Source organism: Clostridium sp. CTA-5 (genome assembly GCF_054768135.1).
The window spans coordinates 91,027-110,976 of sequence record NZ_BAAAAT010000003.1; the positions used below are offsets into that span (position 1 = coordinate 91,027).

Consider the following 19,950-nt stretch of genomic DNA (forward strand, 5'->3'; position numbering starts at 1 on the left):
AGTGCCAGTTCGCCCTTATACTATAATATCAAAAATATTTTAAAATATAGATTATTAGTAAAGCATTCTTAAGAGGGAGAATTTTAATTATATGAGTATTTTGCAGGAAAAAGTTAAAGGTGTTGAAGATAGAATTAAAATAAAGGAGTATTTAAAAGAAAATCTTGGATTATCTACAAGATTAATAAGAAGTGCTTCAAAAGATCAAAGAATATCTGTTAATGATATAGTAGTTAGAATGAACTACATGATTAAAAATAATGATATTATAAAAATAGATTTAGAAAAAGATGAAGGACAGGATATAACTCCAGAAAAAATGGATTTAAATATTGTTTATGAAGATGATGATATTTTAGTACTTAATAAGAGACCTTTTATGATAGTTCATCCAACAAAAAATTATCAAAATGGGACATTAGCAAATGGAGTGTTAAATTATTTTCAGGAAACAGACCAAAAATGTATAGTTAGATTAGTTTCAAGATTAGATATGAATACTTCTGGACTTATTATCATAGCTAAAAATCAGTTTTCACATGGAATGTTATCTAAAAATATGAAAGAAAAAGTACAAAAAAGGTATTTAGCTATAGTTCATGGTAATTTAAAAGATAAGGAAGGAACAATAGATTTACCTATTTATAGACCAGAAGGAATAGAATATGGAACTATGAGAATAGTTGATGAAAGAGGGCAAAGAAGTATAACTCACTATAAAGTTATTGAAAGCTTTAAGGACGGAGATTTAGTAGAATGTCTTTTAGAAACTGGTAGAACTCATCAAATAAGAGTTCATTTAAGTCATTTAGGGCATCCCATTTATGGAGACACTTTATATGGACATGGTGAGGAAGAAGAGGATTTAATAAAGCGTCAAGCATTACACGCATATGGATTAGATTTTAATTCTCCAAGAACAGGTGAATTACTTTCTTTAAGAGCAGATTTGCCAGAGGATATGACTGAGTTATTGCAAAAAATAAAATAAATAATAAAAAGGATTTTACACTAAATTTAGTATAAAATCCTTTTTATTATTTTTTAACACCTTTATTAAAATTAGTATTAATTTTAGGTAAAGAACTAGTTATTTCTAATAGTTCTTTTTTTTCTTCTTTTCTTCTTCTTTTTTTCTATTAAATAAGTTGATATTCCAAGTAATGATATTCCTAAAACACTACCTCCAACTATTATCTTCTTTTTATATTTATCAAAAAAATTTGTTATATCTTCTTTAATATTATATTGTCTAGAAATACCAGACGCTAAATCTACTGTACATAATTTTTCATTATTTATATAAACATTTCCTTTTAAAATTACATCGCCTTTATTAAAAGAAGCTTTAGATAAGTTTTTTTCTTCTATATCAATATGAGGAGTTGCATTTTTATTCTCATCTTTAGGGACAACATAATCTATGTCTTTTGTTGCAATAAGAGGAACTGTAAGTTCATCATTAATTTTATAACTATCTATTTGTTGTCCTTCTTTATAAAGATTAATAAAATCAAAATTATCAAATCCATAATTTAAAATATTTTTCATGTCTTCAAAATTTTTATTTTTATCTAAAGCATTAAGAAAAGAAGCAACTATTACATGACCATCTTTTTCAGCGGACACTGTATATGTATGATTAGATTTTGTGGTATAACCATTTTTACCAGCTATAGTATAAGGATAATAATATTTTGACATAGGATTTATCATATAATTTTTATTATTAACCCAAATCTTTCTAGATGAATCATTTTTAATTGGAATTTCATAACATTTCACATTACAAATATTTAAAAATTCCTTATTTTTAACGGCTTCACTCATAATTAAAGATAAATCTTCTGCTGTAGTTAAGTGCTCAGGATCTGGCAACCCACTAGGATTTTTAAAATGTGTATTTAAGGCACCAAGTTCTTTTGCTTTTTTATTCATAAGTACTGAAAAATCTTCAATTGATGAAGAAACATGACAAGCTAAAGCATTAGCTGCATCATTTCCAGATTCTAATAAAAGTCCTAGCAAAAGATCTTTTACAGTTACTACATCACCTTTTAAAAGTCCTATAGTTGTACCATCAATTTTTGTAAAATCTTCTTGAATAGTAACTTCTTCATCTAATGAGCACTTCTCTAAAGTAATTAGTGCAGTCATAACCTTAGTTGTTGATGCAGGCTCTAATAATTTATCACTATTTTTGCTATATAATATTTTCCCAGTAGAAGCATCTATTAATGCACATCCTTCAGCATTTATTTCTGGAGGAGTTACAAGTGCATAAGAGTTTATAGCTGGAAATAAAAATAAACTTAAAACAAGTATATTAAGTACTTTCAAAATGTATTTCATATTCTTCTCCATAATATATTACATATTTTTATTATATATATTGCAATTTAAATTCTATATTTATTTAACTCATTTTGTTAAATATAATTCAAAATTAAATTTAAAATTTGATTGTAGAAATCATATTACAACATAAATATTATAAATTTTATTATTATAAATTTTATTTTACCAAAAAAAACATTAATGTGCTATAAAAATCTTAATTTATTACATTAAATGGTATATAAGTAATATTTTAAGTGAAGAATTAATATTAAATACTTAATAAACAAAGTTAATATTAAAAATATATAAATTACAATAAAATTTGTTCATTAATTTAATAAGAAGGTATACATTAATGTTTATTTAAAAATAAATATAAAAGGAAGGAGAATATTGCTTAAATATATAAATTAGCATTTAAGTAAAAAGATATATATGGATAAAGAAAAAAAGAAAATAGGTATAATTGTAGTAATACTTATAATATTAGCAATAAGTATCTTTACATATATTAGAGGAGGATCTAAAGGATTAAAGAAGAATGATAATACTTCTATATTTGTTGAAGATAATACCTTAGAAACTGAAACAAACCATGTTAAAGAAGAGATTAAAGATGTAAAGAATAAAAAAATAGTTGTAGAAATAAAAGGGGAAGTAAATAAACCAGACGTTTATGAATTAAATGATGATTCTATAGTTAAAGATCTTATTAATATTGCTGGTGGAATTACAGAGAATGCTGAAATATCAAATATAAACAGAGCTAAAAAACTTCAAAATCATGAATTAATATATATAAGTAATAAAGATGAAGTATTAAAAAAAGGAGAAATTGCAAATAGTACAGGAAGTTCTTTAAATAGCAATGGAAAAATAAATATAAATTCATCTTCAATGGAAGAGTTAAAGAAAATAACGGGTATAGGGGATGCTAAAGCAAAAAAGATAATTGAATATAGAGAAAATATTGGTTCATTTAATTCAATTGAAGATTTAAAAAATATAGATGGTATTGGAGAGAAGATGTTTGAAAAATTAAAAAATGAGATTGAAGTTTAAATATACAACGCCTCTTTGATCTATTATTTTATTTCATGTGCCTAAAGTTTGTTCATTAATATAATCTTAGAATATATATAAATTTTTTAATAGTATCAAATATTTTTTCTATTGTCACATATTTGAAATATAATAATGATACAATATATTTTTGTAATGTGGTATTCTAGATAGGTAATGTTAGTTAATTTAGATTTTAAAAATTAATTGAAAAATAATTCTAAGTATGTTCTAATAAATACTTTAAAGTACACAAAAGGAAGTTAAAGTTAAAGGTTGCTTGAATATTTTATATAGACAATAAAATATTCCAACATATTAGAATAGTATTTTAAAAATATATAATGTAGAAGTTAAAATATATGAATTAATTAAAAATTAAACTACTAATTTTTATAATCTAACTTTAAAATAAATATATAAAATTAGGGGGATTTTCTAATGTCCAAAAAAATTTGCAGTATAATAATTACACTATTAATTTCCACATCATTAATAGGGTGTATTAATATTAAAGGTAACGATAAAGAAAAAGATACTAATGCTAAAACAACAGAACAAAAGAATGAAAATTTAGAGGGATCATGGGCAAAAAATTATAGTTTAGATCAAACTAAGAGTTTTTTTAATTCTTATTTATATAAAATGGAACAAATAACAAAAGAACTTGGATTAGATTATTCTAAAGAGGATGTAGTAAAAGAAGAAAATGATCAAGTGATAAATACAAAATCAATATATTTTGATAATAAAGAGCCACAAGCAAATAGAATGGAAAGTATGTATTTTGGAATGAAAATATTTCATGAAGAGTTATCATCAGGTCAAATAGAATTAAAGTTAAGCTTAAAATTTGATAGTAAGGGAGCTATTGAAAATAGTGATTTTGATTTAGGAAAAACATCTTTTAAAAGATATATAGAAACATTTACTGGTAAAACAGATAGAGATTATTCATCAATAAATAAAGAAATAATTAGTAGATTAAAAAATGGTGAATCAGAATTTATTATAGAAAATAATATAGATGGTTTAAAAGAAGAAATTATGGTAAATAAAGATTACATAATATATAAATTAGCTACTAAAAAGTATGATTTTAAAAATCCAGATATGATTGTAGAATAGTAGCATAAGGGGGAAGAATTATGAATGAAGAAAAAAATAATATCAGTGAAATTGAAAAAAAAGAGGTTAAATTAAACAAACAACAAGATGAAGAAAATAATAATAAAGAGGCATCATTTTTTGTAAAGATGCTTTCTAATGTAATTGATCAGTTAGTGGTACTTGCAATGTCAGGCATTGTATTAGTAATTTTTCAATTTATATTAAAATTTATAGGATATAATATATTAATGCCATTAGGATTTTTACTAATATTCTATTATATAGTTAATGTTTTATATTCATCAATAATAGGAAATACTAAAGGTAAGAAAAGTATAGGACAAAGAGTTTTTAATATAGGTTAAAGAATTTTAAATTATAGGAGAGAGCAAATGAAAAGAGGCAGTGAAGTAAAGGTTAAAATAGAAAAATCACAATTTCCATCGACGGGAATAGGAACTTTAGAAGATAAAATTATATATGTAAAAAATGCTTTTCCAGGTCAAGTTATAACAGGAAGAGTTAAAAAGAATAGAAAAGAATATTCAGAAGTAAAATTAATAGGTGTAGATGAAAGATCAGAGTATGAAATAGACGCACCATGTCCACATTTTGGAGTATGCGGTGGTTGTTCATCACAAACTTTACCTTATGAAAAACAACTAGAATTTTTAGGAGAAGAAGTTAAGGCATTATTTAATGAGGCTGATGTAACTACAGGAGAATATTTAGGGGTTCTAGGTAGTGAAAACCAATGGGAATATAGAAATAAGATGGAGTTTACGTTTGGAGATGAAGAAAAAGGTGGAGAGCTTTCAGTAGGAATGCATATGAGAGCTAAATCTTTTGGAATAATGACTGTAGACCATTGTAAAATAGTTGATGAAGATTATAGAAAAATAATTAGATTAACAGCAGATTATTTTGGTAAACAAGATTTACCTTACTACAGAGTTATGAAAAGAGAAGGATATTTAAGACATCTTGTAATAAGAAAAGCTCAAAATACTGGTGAAATATTAATAAATTTAGTGACAACTACTCAAATAGATTTTGACTTAAGTGAGTATGTTGAATTATTAAAGTCACAAGAGTATAAAGGTACATTAGTATCAATACTTCATACAGAAAATAATTCTTTTTCTGATGCCGTAATTCCTGAAAAAGTTAATATTTTATATGGAAGAGACTATATAAAAGAAACAGTATTAGGACTAAAATTTAATATATCACCATTTTCATTTTTCCAAACCAACACAAAAGGTGCAGAAAGTCTTTACTCAATAGTTAGAGAGTTTATGGGAAGTGCAGAAAATAAAGTAGTATTTGACCTTTACTGTGGAACAGGAACAATAGGTCAAATAGTAGCACCAACTGCTAAGAAAGTTGTAGGAATTGAACTTATAGAAGAAGCAGTAGAAGCTGCAAAAGAAAATGCTAAACTTAATGGATTAAATAACTGTGAATTCTTAGCGGGTGATGTAGCGGAAATAATAAAAACAGTTAAAGATAAACCAGATATAATAATATTAGATCCGCCAAGAAGTGGAGTACATCCAAAGGCTTTAGATTACGTAATAAAATTTAATGTAAAAGAAATAATATATGTTTCATGTAATCCTAAGACTTTAGTTACTGATCTTAAAGTACTAACTGAAAGAGGATATAAAATAATACAAACCAAAGTGAAAGACATGTTCCCCAATACACCTCATGCAGAAGTAGTTGTTAAATTAACTAAGTAATTTGTACTAACAAAATAAAGCTCTGCTTTTTATAAAAAAGATTTGACTCAATTAAAAAAAGAATTGATTTAAGAGCTCACAGGCATAGCCTGTGAGCTTTTTGCATACCCAAAATGCAAGAGAAAAAGGTTGAGAAAATGAAGGAGAAAAGAGTTTGATAAAAAGGTTGAACTCATTGATTATCAAGGGGCAGAGGGATAAAAAGGAGAGGGGAAAACGGGAGAAAATGCTTGAAGAAACTATCAAATAGTTGAGAAATGCTTGAGAAAATAAATTGAAAAAAAGCAAGACTTTATTACAATTTAAAAAAGTTCTGCTTCATCAAGATGGAATAAAATGGAGAAAACTAACGAAGAAAAGCAAGACTTTATTTTAAAGGGCAACGAGGGAATCAGGGGTTGAAGGGCGTGAAAAAGCAAGAGTTTATTTTAATTGTACAGTAATAGAAGTGATAGTTAAAGATTCATATAAATAAAAATAGCAAGTCAATATACAGTGTATTTTGACTTGCTATTTTAGATTAATCAATCGCGATAAATTTCCACTTTTGAGCACCTGTACCGTTATCGGTAAAAATATCAACATTAGTATAGTTTTCAGTTCCGGCAGCATATACATCAAGAGCTTTATTGCTACCAACATTAATTAATTTATAGCTTCCATCATTGTTATATAATATTCTCCATTTTTGAGCGTCTGTATCATTATCATCATAGATATTTACATTAGCATAATCAGAAAGTCCTCTACTATATACATCAAGAACTCTTCCACTATTTATATTAATTAATTTACATAGTTTATCAGAATCTACAATTACTTTCCATTTCTGAGCTCCTGTACCGTTATCAGAATAAATATCAACATTAGTAAAGTTATCTCGTCCAGCAGCATATACGTCTAAGGCTTTTCCACTATTAACATTAATAATCTTATAAGTTTGTCCAGAAATAATAGCATCTGAAGCAAAAGCAGGTATACTAGAATTTGTAGTAATAAATAATAATGTCGCTGTACAAAGAGTAAAAATCATTTTTGATAATATCTTTTTCTTCATTATCTAATCACATCCTTATGCTTTTTTATTATTTAGGAAATTATATATTTTAAAATCTGTAGATAACTTCTAGAATATCTTGTTTTAGAGGTATTATAAGTACCACCTAAAGAATAAAAAATAATCATATGCCGAACCATTATTCCTGCACTACGTTTGGAAAGGGTGCATGGCTAAAAAAATCAACGCTTTACAGTCGCTTAGAGATTTTTTTATCTATTAAAAATATCAATTGTTTAAAATTTAAATATAGCCTAAATTTTATTATACCAAATAAGTTAAATATTGTGAATAAACAATAAAAATTTATAGATAAAATTATAATTTACACAATTCATATGAAAGTAGTTTTAAAGTTGATTTTATAGCTCACAGGCTTTACTTGTGAGCTTTTTAGATATTATTACATATTAAATAAATATTAGTTATTTAGAAGATTGAATACAAAATAAAGAAGAAAAAAATAAAACGATATTGACAATTATTATCAATTAAAGTATATTTAAAACAGTGTTATGAATATGTAGGATTAGGAGGATATTTATGGCTAAACAAATTGAAGGTGTATATGAAAAAGTACTTGAATGTGCTAAAGTTGAGTTTTTAAAAAAAGGTTTTAAAGATGCTTCATTACGTACTATTGCTCAAAATGCAAAGACAAGCACTGGTTCAATATATACTAGATTTTCAGATAAGAAAGGTTTATTTAACGCTATTGTTGTACCAGTAGTTGAAAATTTAAAACAATGGTTCTGGTTATCTCAAGAAAATTTTCATAAACTTCCAAATAATATTCAGAAAGAAGAAGCATTTAATTATTCTAAAGAAAAAATGGAAAATTTTGTGGATTATATATATGATAATTTTGATATATTTACGTTATTGATTAGTTGCTCGGAAGGAACAGAATACTCAATGTTTATCCATGATTTGGTAGAAATAGAGATAGAATACACTATAAAATTTATTAAAGCTATAGAAAGTGATGCACTTTTATCTGAAAGAATAACACCAGAACTTATGCATATGTTAAGTAGTTCCTTTTATACTGGCATATTCGAAATAGTTGTACATAAGATGACAAGAGAGAATGCACATAAATATGTAAACCAATTAAAAAGATTTTTTGAAGTTGGTTGGAAGGATATTTTTAAGTAGTAAATAAAAAAGTGGAGGTATATATTTTATGAAAAAAAAGCAAAAGGATACTACATTTAGTTCTCTTAAAAAATTTTCAGGATCAGAGCAAACAAAATATGTTGAGTCTATCATATTTGCTGTTATTGGTGTTGCAAGTGGATTTATACCATATTTTGCTGTAATACAAATAATTATAGAATTGCTTAATGGAGGAAAAGAGTTATCATTTTATTTAAAGTGGTGTGGAATTGCAGGTCTAGGTTATATAGGAAAGGTTATTTTTTCAAGTATATCAACTAGTATTTCACATAGGGCGACTTTTATTACTTTAATGGAAATTAGAAAGCAGCTTATATCAAAGTTATCTAAAATGCCTATGGGAAATTTATTAGATACTCCTTCAGGAGAATTTAAAAGTATTATTGTTGATAGAGTTGAGGGATTAGAAACTACCTTAGCACATTTATTGCCAGAAATGACTTCAAATATACTTGTTCCACTCTTAATAGTTATTTATCTTTTTATTTTAGATTGGCGTATGGCTCTTGTTTCATTAATTACGTTACCAATTGGGATACTGTGTATGATGAGTATGATGAAAACTTATCCAGTTAAATATGCAGAGTCAGTAGAAACAGCTAAAAAAATGAATAATGCTGTAGTAGAATATGTAAATGGTATTGAAGTTATTAAAGCTTTTAATCAAAGTGCAAATTCTTATGAAAAGTATACTAATGCAGTAAAGAATAATGCTTCATATTTTTATAATTGGATGAAAAGCTGTCAGTTAGAGATGTCAGCATATACTACAATATGTCCAGCTACTCTTTTAACAGTATTACCAATAGGATTTATTTTTTATAATAATGGAAGTCTTTCTTCTGTAGATTTTATAACTATTATTATTTTATCTTTGAGCATAGCAGGTCCACTTATTGCAGTTACTAATTTTATAGATAATCTTGCTACAGTAGGTACAGTTATAAATCAAGTGGAATCAATTTTGTCAGGAGAGGAATTAATTCGTCCAAGTTCACCAGTTAATTTTAATGATTCAACAATAAAATTAAAGAATGTAACTTTTTGTTATCATGAAGACAGTAAAGATGCAGCAGTAAAGAATATCAATATTGTTATAAAGCCGGGAACAGTAACAGCTCTTGTAGGACCATCTGGAAGTGGAAAATCAACTATTGCTAAGCTTATTGCCGGATTTTGGGATGTTTCTGAAGGGGAAGTAAGCATTGGTGGTTTTAATATAAAAAGCATATCACAATCTCAATTAGCAGATAAAATTGCTTATGTAGCACAAGATAATTATTTATTTAATGATACGATTAAGGAAAATATAAGAATGGGGTGCCCAACGGCTACAGACTATGAAATTGAAAAAGCTGCAAAAGATGCAGGATGTGATGAATTTATACATGGATTAGAAAAAGGATATGATACTTTAGTTGGAAGTGCTGGTGGACATCTTTCAGGAGGAGAGAGACAGAGAATTGCAATTGCTCGTGCTATGCTTAAAGATGCACCTATTGTTATTTTAGATGAAGCTACTGCTTATACAGATCCAGAAAATGAAGCATTAATACAAAAATCAGTTTCAAAACTTGTTGTTGGAAAAACTTTAATTGTAATAGCTCATCGTTTATCTACAATTACAGATTCAGATCAAATTATAGTGATGAAAAACGGAAATATTTATGCAAATGCTACACATGAAGAATTACTAAAAACATCTAAATTGTATCAAGATATGTGGCAAGCACATATTGGTGTAAAGGACGGTGGCATAGATGATTAATGTTTTTAAAAAGATATGGCAATTTGCAGGAAATGAAAAATCTCAAATTAAAAAATCTAATATAATTTCTTTCTTTTTTGCGATTTTTGGAGCACTACAAATTAATGCACTTTATTTTACTTTAAAAGCTTTTATTGATAATGATAATCAGTATATTAATGCGTGGCTAGCTTTTGGATTTATGTTACTAAGTGTTGTAGGACAGATAATTACAAGTTATTTTTCAATATTACAAAGAACTCATGCAGGATATTTTATGGTAGCAAATGAAAGAATTCATATTGGTAATAAACTAAAAGTTGTACCAATGGGGTATTTTAATAAAAATAGTTTAGGAAATATTACTGGTGTAGCTACTACTGTTTTAACAGATGTTGAAAGTTGTGCACCTAGAGTTTTAGTACAAACTTTAGGTGGATTTATAAATGCAATAGTATTTGCTTTGTTTGTTATTTTATTTGATTGGAGAATAGGTCTTATTGTAGTAGGAGGAATTATAGTTTTTCTTTTAAGTACATCTTTATTAGAAAAGAGAACTAGAAATGATTCACCTAAACGTCAAAAGGCACAGGAGTATTTAGTTGAGTGTGTATTAGAAACAATTCATGGAATGAGTGTAGTAAAAGCGTTTAATTTAGATAATAAATTAGATAAGAAGGTAGATAAATCTATAGAAGAAAGCTGTAAAAAGAATCTGGGCTTGGAAAAAGCAGTAATACCATATTTGGCTTTGCAACAACTTTTATTGAAATTATTTAGTATATTAATAATATTATCATCAATTATTTTCTACTTAAATAATTCAATGACGTTAGTTAATTGTTTTATGATGTTAATAGTATCTTTTATTATATTTTCACAATTAGAATCAGCAGGTCATGGTACCGCTATTCTTCATTTGACAGAAACATCTATTGATAGAGCAAAAGAAATAGAAAATGTACCTATAATGGATGAAGGAAGAAGATATATTAGACCTAAAAACTATGATATTGAATTTAATAATGTAAGTTTTGCTTATGATAAGCATCTTGTACTTGAAAATGTAAATTTAAAAATAAATGAAAAAACTATGACTGCTATTATAGGACCATCAGGTTCAGGAAAAACTACTTTATGTAACTTAATAGCTAGATTTTGGGATGCAAATGATGGAACAGTTTCTATTGGGGGGAATAATATTAAAGATTATTCTTTAGATAGTCTAATGGCTAATATAAGTATGGTATTTCAAAATGTATATCTTTTTGAAGATACAATTGAAAATAATATTAAGTTTGGAAAACCTAATGCAACACATGAAGAAGTGATAGATGCAGCTAAAAGAGCTTGCTGTGATGAGTTTATATCAGAACTTCCAGAGGGATACAATACATTAATAGGGGAAGGTGGAGCTTCACTTTCAGGAGGTGAAAAACAAAGAATATCTATTGCTAGAGCTATGTTGAAAAATGCACCTATTGTAATTTTTGATGAAGCCACTGCTAATGTAGATCCAGAAAATGAAGATAGACTTCAAGCTGCTATTGAAGAACTTACTAAGGATAAAACAATAATTATGATAGCACATAGATTAAAAACTGTAAGAAATGCAGATCAAATTATTGTTTTAGATAAAGGGAAAATTATTCAAAAAGGAAAACATGACCAATTAATTAAACAACAAGGCATTTATGCTGACTTTGTAAATAAGCGTGAACAATCTATTGGGTGGAAATTGAAGAGTAATTTATAGAAAGAAAATAATATATTTATTAATTTAATCATTAATTTTTTTAAATGGTATAATATTTATAATGATTAAGTTCAATAAAAATATATAATTTAAACCTATCATTTGATAGCATTTAAAGACAGGACGGACAAGTAAAAAATCTCTAATATAGAAATAGAGAGGAGTGGTTTTATGGATTGGCTTAATTCAATGAATAAGGCAGTAGAGTATTTAGAGGCTAACATTAATGAAAAGCTTGATATTGAAAAGGTAGCGAAAATTGCATTGTCATCACCATTTCATTTTCAACGTATGTATCATATGATAACTGGTGTTACAATAGCTGAATATATACGAAGAAGAAGACTTACACTTGCTACACAAGATATTATAGCAGGTGAAAAGATTATTGATGTAGCTTATAAGTATGGCTATGAAACTCCAGAATCATTTACAAAAGCTTTTAAAAAAATGCATGGAATAAATCCATCTGTTGCTCGGGGACTAGGAGTAAAACTTAAGGCATATCCAAAACTCTCTTTTCATATTTCAATAAAAGGAGATAAAGATATGAATTATAAGATTGTTAAAAAAGAAAGTTTTAAAGTAGTAGGCAAACAAAAAAAGATAACTATGGTTGATGGAGAAAATTTTAAACAGGTACCAGAATTTTGGGAAGATTGTATGAAGGATGGTTCATACCAATGGATTTGCTCAAAAGTGGGCAAGCTTGGCGTTTTAGGTATATGTAAAGATTTTGCTAAAGATGAATTTAATTATATGATAGGTGTTGAAGAAATCAAAGATAAGCTTCCTAAAGGATATGTTTCTGCAATTATACCAGCAGCAACTTGGGCTGTATTTGAATCGGTGGGGGCACTACCTGAAGCTATACAAGATCTTAATAGAAGAATATTTACAGAATGGTTACCATCTACAGGGTACCAACATGCTTGTGCACCAGAGATAGAAGTTTATCCAGAAGGTGATATGTATTCTTCAGATTATAGATGTGAGATTTGGATTCCTGTTAAAAAGTAAGATGTATAACTAATTATTTTCAAGTAGTATTTTTATAAATAGTTATTAAATAAAAAAAGGCAGTAATGCCTTTTTTTAATATATAGGAAAGTATAAAATTTTTGGTTTATGAAATTAAGTAATTTCAATAGTTTGAAATATATTAAGTGTCTAAATTGTTATTCGCGAAATGAGCGTAATATAGCTAAATTTTTATTATATTTGAAATATGAAATAAGCAAACAATTAAAAAATAAAACTTAAAGAATAAATAATTTTCTATGAATTGAATAAAATAAATTTAATATTAATTTTAAAAAATATTAAATTACTATTGTTTATTAATAATTATTATTATATAATAATAAACATAGAATAGGTAAAAGATAAAGGAGAGAAGTAATATGAGTAATAATAAAAATCTAAATAAACAAAATGAATGTAATTGTACAGAAAAATATGAAGTAAGTTTTGAAGAAAAAAAAGCTAAAGTAGATCCATCAAAACCATGTGATCCAAGTAACCCAGATTATCCATGGGTATCATGTGGTATAGATAAAAAAACTAAAGACAGTGAAGAAAAATAATTTGATTTTTTAAAGCTTCATAATATATAGTTATAATTCTAATTCATATATTACAAAATTGTTATATAAATGTAATGAAGAGCAATGGATGAAGAATTGTTACCAATATATACTAATAAATATCAAGCATATTAAAATTTTTTATATGCTGAGGAGCTAAAAAGAAAAAAATAATCTTTTTAGAAATATATTTATTAGGGGTTGAAGTTATGGAAGCTAGAGAAGAAATATTAATAAAAAGTGGACTTAATGGTACTCAGTTAAAAATGTTAGCAATTATATGTATGGTTATAGACCATGCAGCGTGGACATTTTTACCATCAGAAGTTTATCCAATAAGTAGTGGTATATTACATTTTATAGGAAGATTAACATTTCCTATTTTATGCTTCTTTATAGGAGAAGGATATAGAAAATCATCTAATGTACCTAAGTATATGCTAAGATTATTTATTTTAGCAGTATTAAGCGCAGTGCCATTTTGTATGTTATTTTTTAATTTATGTGGATATTTCTTAGACACTATATTTACATTATTTTTTGGACTTTGTGCATTATATTTAGCAGGTAAGACTAAAAATAAGTTTTTAAAAGGTGTCATAGTTACATTCTTTATGATTATAAGTGTAGTTGGAGATGCAGGTGTATCAGGTGTTTTATTAATTTATATGTTTGGAACTATAGATAATAAAAAGAAAGCTTTAATATACGGACTTACAGCCATAAATTTAGTTGATCTTTTATTAATGTTTTTAATAAGTGGTTCAATCAATATAGATATTATAGTTTCTATAATAGGAGTTTTTGCTAGTTATCCACTATTAATGAAGTATAATGAACAACGAGGAAAGAGTATAAAATATTTTTTCTATATCTTCTATCCACTTCATATAATAGTTCTTCTAGGAGCTAAAATGCTTATCAGATAATTTTATAAAAATAAATTACAAGAATGTAGTTAATAGATGTTTGATTTATTGACTACATTTTTTTACTTTAAAGGAAGTTTGTAATAAAATTAAAAGCATAATGAACATAAATAATATTATATAATTATAAAAAATGCTATGTTTTAAGGAATGTTGATATTGTATTATAAGGGCGAACTGGCATTGGAATTTGCTTTTTAGAATTCTTAATGAAGATTTGTACAATTAATTGCTTGTCAGCAATCTTTGATTGGGAACATGCATTAATTGGACTAAGCTTTATTTTAGAGTTCTTAAAGTAAATTCTTCTGTCCATGAGCTTTATATTACAATATCAGCAATATTTCAAAATATAGCAAATAAAAAAGATTGGTGGGTAGAATTATGAATGAGAAGATATTTATTGTAGAAGATGAAGAAAAAATAAGAAATGAATTAAGTACTTTTTTAAATAGATATGGATATGAAACTAAATATTCATTGGATTTTGGAAATATGGTAGAGGAGATTTTAAAGGAAAATCCACATATAGTTTTGTTAGATATTAATTTACCACAATATGATGGTTTCTATATTTGTAGAGAACTTAGAAAAAAATCAAATGTTCCAATCATAGTTGTAACAAGTAGAGATAGTGAAATTGATGAACTTATGAGCATGAATATAGGAGCTGATGATTTTGTTACAAAACCTTATAATACTCAAATTCTTTTAGCTAGAATTTCATCAATTATAAGAAGAACATATAATAATAATGAAATGGAGATTTTTGAATATAGAAATCTTAAATACAATTTATCTACAAGTGAATTAGAATTTAATGAGAATAAAGTTGAATTAACTAAAAATGAAAGTAGAATTATGTACACTTTAATAAAAAGTAAAGGGAAAATAGTATCAAGAGATGAGCTTATAAATGCATTATGGCAAAGTGATGAGTTTGTGGATGATAATGCTCTAACTGTTAATATTAATAGGCTTAGAAGAAAAATTGAAACAATAGGGGCTAAGTCATACTTACAAACAAAGAGAGGTCAAGGATATATTTTGATATGAAATTTTTTGATTATTTTAAGGAAAGAGCAATTTTTATTTTAATAAATATAGCAATACTTGTAGCAAGTTCAGGCTTATTAAGAGTGCTAAGAGTTGATACATATGCTATTGTATTTATATTTATTTTAAATTTAATAGGAAGTTTAATATTTCATGTTTATGACTATTTTAATAAAAGTGTATACTATAAAAATATTTTAGAAGATTTACAACTTTTAGATAAGAAATATTTAATTTCTGAAGTTATAAATAAACCTACATTTGTAGATGGAAAGATTTTATATGAAATAATAAAACATACAAATAAATCTATGAAAGATGAAATTTCTAAAATTAAAAGAGATACATCAGAATATAGAGAATATATAGAGTTATGGGTGCATGAAATAAAAACTCCTATAGCTTCATGTAAATTATTATTAGAAAATAATGAGTCAGAAGTTACAAAAAGTGCAAATGAGGAAATTGAAAAAGTTGAAGGTTATATAGAACAAGCTTTATTTTATGCTAGAAGTAATAATCTAGAAAAAGATTATATTATTAGAGAACTTAATATAAGAAAATGTATTAATTCAACTATAAAAAGAAATGCAAATACTTTAATAAAAAAGAAAATTAAAATTGAATTAAGCAATGTTGATAAAATAGTATATTCAGATAGTAAGTGGATAGAATTCATTTTACATCAAATCATATCAAACAGTATAAAGTATATGGATAAAAAAGAAAGTATTATTAGATTATATTGTGAAGAAAAGGAGGAAAATGTAGTTCTTTATATATGTGATAATGGAATTGGAATGAGTGAAAAGTGTATAAGGAAAGCATTTGAAAAAGGATATACAGGTGAAAATGGTAGGTTATATTCAAAATCTACAGGGATAGGTTTGTATCTGTGCAAAAAGTTATGTGAAAAACTCGGATTGTGGATGAATTTATTATCCAAAGAGGGGGAAGGAACTACAGTTTCAATTATGTTTCCTATAAATAAAATGATGAAGATTTAATATTCCTTGAAATCATAAATTTAGTGCTGAAAAACTTAAAATAAGTACATGGAAGAAAACAACAAATATACATATTTATTATTTTCCTCCATTATTTACTTTGTATACATAATCATGTCACTAGATTGAAAGAAGTTAATGATATTATAAGATTGTAAATTAATTTATAGTCTTATTTTTTTGGAGGAATATAATTATGAATATATTGCAAACAAAAGAGTTAAAAAAATATTATGGAGTCAAACCTAATATTGTAAAGGCTCTTGATGATATTAATATTGAAATAAATGAAGGAGAATTCATTGGGATTGTTGGAACATCAGGAAGTGGGAAAAGTACCTTACTTCACATGCTTGGGGGCCTTGATAGAGCAACAAGTGGAACAGTTTTTGTTAGAAACAAAGATATTTTTTCAATGAGTAATGAGGAATTGACAATTTTCAGGAGAAGAAATATTGGTTTTGTATTTCAAAATTATAATTTAGTACCTGTTTTAAATGTATATGAAAATATTGTTTTACCAATTGAGTTAGATGGGAATAAAGTAGATGAGAATTTTGTAAATAGAATTATAAAGACTTTAGGATTATCAGAAAAGCTAAATAATATGCCAAGCAATCTTTCAGGAGGACAACAGCAAAGAGTAGCAATAGCGAGGGCGCTTGCAACTAAACCAGCTATTATTTTAGCAGATGAACCTACTGGAAATTTGGATAGTAAAACAAGTTTAGAAGTAATAGGACTTTTAAAAGCAACAAGTAAAGAATTTCATCAAACAATGGTTATGATAACTCACAATGAAGAAATTGCACAAATGACAGATAGAATTATTCATATTGAAGATGGACAAATTGTGAGGTGGGAATAGTAATGAAGTTTTTCAAAAATAATAATAGTGCTATTATCCACAGATTAACAATAAAAACAATGAAAGCAAATAGATTGCGTAATATTTTTGCAATTGTTGCTATTGCTCTGACTACTCTTCTTTTCACATCACTTTTTACTATAGGTATTAGTATAAAGGAATCACTTGAAAAGGAAACTATGCGTCAATCGGGAGGATATGCTCATGCAAGTTTTAAATATCTTAATGAGGAGGAATTAAATAAGATAAAAGTTAATCCTCTTATTAAAGATTTTGGATATAAAATTATGGTGAGTATGGGAGAAAATAAGGAATTTTTAAAACATCATACAGAGGTTTGTTACGCAACAGATAAAGAAGCGGAAATGTATTTTTGTTACCCAACTATAGGTAAAATGCCACAAAAGGAGAATGAACTAGTTACAAGTACTAAAGTACTTGATCTTTTAGGGATTCCACATGAAATAGGAAAAACTATAAAGATTGATTATAGTGTCCAAGATGAAAAACGTTCAAAAGAATTTGTACTTTCAGGATTTTATGAAAGTGATAAAGCAACTAATTTCAGCATGATATGGGTATCAAAAGCCTTTATTGATAAAGAACTTGCTAATATTCAGTTAAATAATAAAGACTTTACATCACAAGATTCTGGGTATACAGATCTTGATGTAATGTTTAAAAATAGCATAGGCATTAAGGAAAATGTAGATAAAGTATTAAAAGATAGTGGATATAGCAATGAAAAAAATGCACAAAATTTTATACCAACGGGAGTAAACTGGGCATATATGTCTACTAATTCCAATAATGAAATTATGTTACCTATATTTATAGTAAGTTTGTTGATTATTTTAACAGGTTATCTTATTATATATAATATTTTTCAGATTTCAGTAATAAAGGATATTAGATCATATGGGCTTTTAAAGACGATAGGCACAACACCAAGGCAGATTAAAAAAATTATTAGAAATCAAGCTTTTCTACTTTCATCTATAGGAATACCAATTGGATTAACATTAGGGTTTATAATTGGAAACCTATTAATGCCATCAATTATGAGTACAACAAACTTTAAAAAAGCGTATATTTCATTTAATCCAATTATTTTCATAGGATCAGCGTTATTTTCATTAATAACAGTTTATATAAGTTGCAAAAAGCCAGGCAAGATTGCAGCAGCGGTTTCTCCAGTAGAAGCGACAAAATATACTGAAGTTTCAATGAAAAATGGAAAGACATTTAGAAAATCAATTGATGGTACTAAGGTTTATAAAATTGCACTTTATAATATTCAAAGAAATAGGAAAAAGACAATTATAGTTATTGTATCTATGTCTTTAAGTCTTATCTTACTAAATTCAGTATATACATTTACTAATAGTTTTAATATGGATAAATATATATCTAAAAATGTAGTTTCAGATTTTTTAGTTGGTCATGCAAATTATTTTAATGTTACAAAGGGATTTCGTAATAACGATGATGTAGTATCAGAAAGTTTGATAAATAATATTAAAGCATTGAATTATTATAAAACTGGTGGGAGAATGTATTATTCAATAGATAAAAATATTATTAACTATATGAATAAAGAGAGGCATGTTCAATTATATGGAGCTGATGATTTCCCTATATCACAAATGGAAATATTGGAGGGGAATATTGATAAGGAAGAGCTTAAAACAGGAAATTATATTTTGGAAGCTGTTACTCCAGATAATAATGGAAGATTTCATGTAGAAAGATTAAAATATGATGTTGGCCAAAAAGTAAGTTTAAGTTTTGGAGATGGCAATGTTAAACAATATGAAGTAATGGCAAAAGTGGGAATAAAAAATAATATGACTGTTAGATATTATCCCTATGAAGATGATGAATATTATCCTGAGATAATTCTTCCATCAAGTGAATTTTGTAAAATGATAAAAGATCCTTTAACTATGACATATATGTATAATGTTGATAAAGAAAGATTAGAAGAAGCAGAGCAATTTATTAAAAATTATACGGATAATGTTGAATCTGATATGAATTATGAATCAAAACAAATTTATATAAATGAGTTTTATAAATTTCAAAGTATGTTTTTACTTGTTGGAGGAGCACTTTCAATTGTTATTGGAGTTATAGGGATAATCAATTTTATAAATGCAATTCTTACTAGTATAATCTCAAGACAAAGAGAATTTGCCATGTTGCAAAGTATTGGAATGACTACCAAACAATTGAGGAGTATGCTTATGTTTGAAGGAGGATTTTATGCAATAGCTACAATTATGGTAAGCAGTATTTTAGGATCAATTATATCACTTGAAGTTATTTCTGCTATTACAAGGGAGATGTGGTTTTGTAAATATAAGTTTATAATATTACCACTTATAATTTCTGCACCAATATTACTTTTATTTGGAGTAATTATTCCTTTAATTGCATATAAATCAACAAGTAAAAAAAGCATTGTAGAAAGACTTAGAGAGTCAGAATAATATTTAGTTAGGCATA

Annotated in this window: 17 protein-coding genes; 15 read left to right on the plus strand and 2 right to left on the minus strand. The window is 26.3% G+C overall.

The genetic code is table 11. The features are described 5' to 3' along the window. Positions 1–91: 91 nt before the first annotated feature. Positions 92–991 (plus strand): RluA family pseudouridine synthase, encoded by a 900-nt coding sequence (locus tag ACYUET_RS08490; RefSeq protein WP_460278885.1) that lies wholly within the window; start codon positions 92–94, stop codon positions 989–991. A 95-nt stretch (positions 992–1,086) separates the two neighbouring features. Here ACYUET_RS08490 and ACYUET_RS08495 read toward each other — a convergent pair whose 3' ends face one another. Further along, complete coding sequence (locus ACYUET_RS08495; RefSeq protein ID WP_460278886.1) at positions 1,087–2,352, minus strand: serine hydrolase; 1,266 nt, start codon at positions 2,350–2,352, stop codon at positions 1,087–1,089. 423 nt (positions 2,353–2,775) lie between these two features. Here ACYUET_RS08495 and ACYUET_RS08500 point away from each other — a divergent pair, with 423 nt between their 5' ends. From ACYUET_RS08500 to rlmD, 4 genes are all read left to right on the plus strand, one after another. Continuing rightward, positions 2,776–3,402, plus strand: coding sequence for a helix-hairpin-helix domain-containing protein (locus ACYUET_RS08500; protein WP_460278887.1), 627 nt, complete (start codon positions 2,776–2,778; stop codon positions 3,400–3,402). Between the two features lie 441 nt (positions 3,403–3,843). Next, positions 3,844–4,530, plus strand: coding sequence for a hypothetical protein (locus ACYUET_RS08505; RefSeq protein ID WP_460278888.1), 687 nt, complete (start codon positions 3,844–3,846; stop codon positions 4,528–4,530). Positions 4,531–4,550: 20 nt separating this feature from the next. Beyond that, on the plus strand, positions 4,551–4,877 hold the full coding sequence (locus ACYUET_RS08510; RefSeq protein WP_460278889.1) for an RDD family protein: 327 nt from the start codon (positions 4,551–4,553) through the stop codon (positions 4,875–4,877). Positions 4,878–4,904: 27 nt separating this feature from the next. Beyond that, on the plus strand, positions 4,905–6,257 hold the full coding sequence (rlmD, locus tag ACYUET_RS08515) for a 23S rRNA (uracil(1939)-C(5))-methyltransferase RlmD (RefSeq protein ID WP_460278890.1): 1,353 nt from the start codon (positions 4,905–4,907) through the stop codon (positions 6,255–6,257). Positions 6,258–6,777: 520 nt separating this feature from the next. Here the strand turns inward: rlmD and ACYUET_RS08520 are convergent. Beyond that, positions 6,778–7,314, minus strand: a complete 537-nt coding sequence (locus tag ACYUET_RS08520) for an RICIN domain-containing protein (protein WP_460278891.1) — start codon at positions 7,312–7,314, stop codon at positions 6,778–6,780. 543 nt (positions 7,315–7,857) lie between these two features. Between ACYUET_RS08520 and ACYUET_RS08525 the strand changes: the two genes are divergently transcribed. From ACYUET_RS08525 to ACYUET_RS08570, 10 genes are all read left to right on the plus strand, one after another. Then, positions 7,858–8,472 carry a TetR/AcrR family transcriptional regulator gene (locus ACYUET_RS08525; RefSeq protein WP_460278892.1) on the plus strand — a complete coding sequence of 205 codons (615 nt, stop codon included), beginning with the start codon at positions 7,858–7,860 and terminating at the stop codon, positions 8,470–8,472. A 28-nt stretch (positions 8,473–8,500) separates the two neighbouring features. Continuing rightward, a complete protein-coding gene (locus tag ACYUET_RS08530) occupies positions 8,501–10,261 on the plus strand; it encodes an ABC transporter ATP-binding protein (protein ID WP_460278893.1) in 1,761 nt (586 codons plus the stop codon). Beyond that, positions 10,254–11,996, plus strand: a complete 1,743-nt coding sequence (locus tag ACYUET_RS08535) for an ABC transporter ATP-binding protein (RefSeq protein ID WP_460278894.1) — start codon at positions 10,254–10,256, stop codon at positions 11,994–11,996. The genes ACYUET_RS08530 and ACYUET_RS08535 overlap by 8 nt, the downstream gene beginning before the upstream one ends. A gap of 171 nt (positions 11,997–12,167) precedes the next feature. Then, entirely contained in the window at positions 12,168–13,016 is an 849-nt protein-coding gene (locus ACYUET_RS08540; RefSeq protein WP_460278895.1) for an AraC family transcriptional regulator, read from the plus strand. A 383-nt stretch (positions 13,017–13,399) separates the two neighbouring features. Then, entirely contained in the window at positions 13,400–13,582 is a 183-nt protein-coding gene (locus ACYUET_RS08545; RefSeq protein ID WP_460278896.1) for a hypothetical protein, read from the plus strand. 209 nt (positions 13,583–13,791) lie between these two features. Next, the gene (locus tag ACYUET_RS08550) at positions 13,792–14,511 is read left to right on the plus strand and encodes a TraX family protein (RefSeq protein ID WP_460278897.1); all 720 of its coding nucleotides are present in this window, start codon (positions 13,792–13,794) and stop codon (positions 14,509–14,511) included. Between the two features lie 381 nt (positions 14,512–14,892). Then, a complete protein-coding gene (locus ACYUET_RS08555) occupies positions 14,893–15,567 on the plus strand; it encodes a response regulator transcription factor (protein WP_460279129.1) in 675 nt (224 codons plus the stop codon). Further along, positions 15,564–16,574, plus strand: coding sequence for a sensor histidine kinase (locus ACYUET_RS08560; protein WP_460278898.1), 1,011 nt, complete (start codon positions 15,564–15,566; stop codon positions 16,572–16,574). The genes ACYUET_RS08555 and ACYUET_RS08560 overlap by 4 nt, the downstream gene beginning before the upstream one ends. A 196-nt stretch (positions 16,575–16,770) precedes the next feature. Next, positions 16,771–17,442: an ABC transporter ATP-binding protein gene (locus ACYUET_RS08565; protein WP_460278899.1), complete on the plus strand. Its 672-nt coding sequence runs from the start codon at positions 16,771–16,773 to the stop codon at positions 17,440–17,442. Between the two features lie 2 nt (positions 17,443–17,444). Then, positions 17,445–19,934 carry an ABC transporter permease gene (locus ACYUET_RS08570; RefSeq protein WP_460278900.1) on the plus strand — a complete coding sequence of 830 codons (2,490 nt, stop codon included), beginning with the start codon at positions 17,445–17,447 and terminating at the stop codon, positions 19,932–19,934. The last annotated feature ends 16 nt before the right edge of the window (positions 19,935–19,950 follow it).